Origin of the sequence: Nocardioides sp., assembly GCF_031422975.1 — a bacterium.
Taxonomy (GTDB): domain Bacteria; phylum Actinomycetota; class Actinomycetes; order Propionibacteriales; family Nocardioidaceae; genus Nocardioides.
The window spans coordinates 1-2,041 of sequence record NZ_JANPEO010000278.1 but is presented as its reverse complement, the minus strand read 5'-3'; the positions used below and the strand labels follow the sequence as shown (position 1 = coordinate 2,041).

Annotated in this window: 2 protein-coding genes; both read right to left on the bottom strand. The window is 70.1% G+C overall.

Translation table 11 applies throughout. The annotated features are described in order from the left end of the window. The coding region (locus tag RMO85_RS08320; protein ID WP_310528260.1) for a multicopper oxidase domain-containing protein at positions 1-1,336 on the bottom strand (1,336 nt) is incomplete at its 3' end. Positions 1,337-1,349: 13 nt separating this feature from the next. Then, on the bottom strand, positions 1,350-1,943 hold the full coding sequence (locus RMO85_RS08315; RefSeq protein ID WP_310528259.1) for a hypothetical protein: 594 nt from the start codon (positions 1,941-1,943) through the stop codon (positions 1,350-1,352). Between the last annotated feature and the right edge of the window lie 98 nt (positions 1,944-2,041).

The following is a 2,041-nucleotide window of genomic DNA, read 5'->3' as shown; positions in this document are numbered from 1 at the left end:
TCGGGAACGCCAGCAGCCTGTTGCGGAACGGCTCGGAACGGTAGTTGAGCGCGAAGGAGCCGGGCCGGTAGCTGCCCGTGATGTCATCGACGAGAGGGACGGGCAGTCCGTTCTTCGCGGTGAGCTGCTCGTTGTCGTTGCCGATCTCGTGATTCAAGAGGGCGGTCTCGCGGAAGGCGCAGCTCGCGGGCGTGCTGGCCGGGTCGCACGGCACGTCGATGCCGAGGGGCTTGATGATCGCCTCCCAGCCGGACAGCAGCGGCTGGCCGGGGGTGCTTGCGTTCCAGTAGGTCGATCCCGGGGGCTCGACCACCAGGGAGCCGAAGAGCCCGTGGTCGACCGCTGCGCGGTAACCCGGTCCCGGGTGGATGTAGTGGGCCCCTTCGAGTCGGCGGTCGTCGGGGATCGAGAACCGGTACGTCGTCGTGGAGCCTGGGGGGACCGCTGAGGTGGGATTGGCGCCGACGGAGTCCCCTGAGGAGGACACGCCGAACTCCAGCCCGTCGATGTGCAGGCCGAAGTCGCCGCCGGTCGCCGAGTTCGTGTAGGCGATCTCGATGCACTCGCCCTGGTTGGCCCGGATCACGAGCGGCTGGATCGCGTCATCGCGCAGTCCGATGGAGACCACCTGCGACGCCTCCTGGGCGCGGACGTCGGCGATCCGGCCGGTGAGCGCATACATCTTGCCGAGGGGATCGTGGTCGCCGAACCGGTTGACCGGGATGTCGACGTTCAGCGAGGTGACGTCGAAGCTCTTGTCCACCGGTCCGCCCGCCAGGCACGAGGTGTTGCCGGGAGTGCTGCCGGATGCGCCGGGCGCGAGGGTCGCGGTCAGTGCTGCGGTGTTCAGGCCGACCACGACCGCAAGGACGACTGGCCACCGACGCAGCAGCGGTGCCGGGTCGAGGTGCCTCAGCGTCAGCAGCGCGACCATGACCGGCACGACGACGACCAGCAGGCTGGCCGCGTCGCCCATCAGGTCCACCAGCGAGACTGTCGTGGAGTAGGCCGACAGGAAGACCAGGTGCGCCTGGTGCGCCGCGGAGATCGCCAGCGCCGCGGCCGGAGCCGTTGCGAGCAAGGAGACCGGAATGACGGGCTGCTGCGACAGCTGTTCGCGCGCCAGGTTGAGCGGAACAACCACCGCGACCATCACCAGTGGAAGTGTGATCGCCAGCATCGCGGCGCTGTCGATGAGGAGTTGCGACGTCGTGAGGTCGTGGTCGCTCATCAGCCAGGACAACCAGACGGTGCCTGTCACGGCGAGGAGTGTCGCGATCACGAGGTCGCCGGCGAGCTGACGCAGGGCCAGCGACTCGGAACGGGGATTGGTCACAGTCATCGCCTCTTCACGGCTTCGCCCGAGGATGGTCATGGTTGCCTTCGTGAACCTGGGTGCCGTCGTCGCCGTGGTCGTCCGTGTGCCCGGTCCCGGGTGGTGCCTCGTCCACCTGGCCGAGAGGGATGGAGCCCCCGGTGCCGGCAGCGTGCAGGACGTACCTGGCGCCGCTCCGGGGGACGACGAACGAGACGGCGCCGCTGATGCTGGCCCGCGCGCTGAGGGAGCCGCGGCCGAGAGCACCGCCCACCGGCCCGATCGCCCGGCCCGTGCCGGCCCTCTCGATCCACAGGTCGCTCGGGTCGTAGTCCGCTGCCGCGGTGCCCGCGGTGAGCACCACGGAGACGCGCAGCATGGTCTGGTCAGCGGGCACGAGGCCCTGGATGCCGTGCGTCATACCGCCGAGGTCGTCGGCCGTCAGCCCGGTGACGCGTTCGACGTGGGTGACGACCAGGGTGGCGTCACCCAGCTTCAAGGTGGCCGGGTCCTCGCGGTCGGGGCCCGAGCCGGACACCCGCCAGGCGCCCAGGAGGGTGGCCGCGACGAGCACGCCCGTGAGGAGCGCCAGCCTCACGCTCCAGCCCTGATCGTCAACGGCTCGCATGCCCTACATCCTCAGTGCCGATCCTTGGGGTTTCCTTGAGCGCTGCTGCCACGCACGGTCACCGGGCATGGCGGAAGGGGCGGCCCCGCGGGGCCGCC

Coding starts and splice junctions, on each gene's coding strand:
- RMO85_RS08315 (WP_310528259.1), bottom strand. CDS start 1,943: ATGCGAGCCGTTGACGATCAGGGCTGGAGCGTGAGGCTGGCGCTCCTC.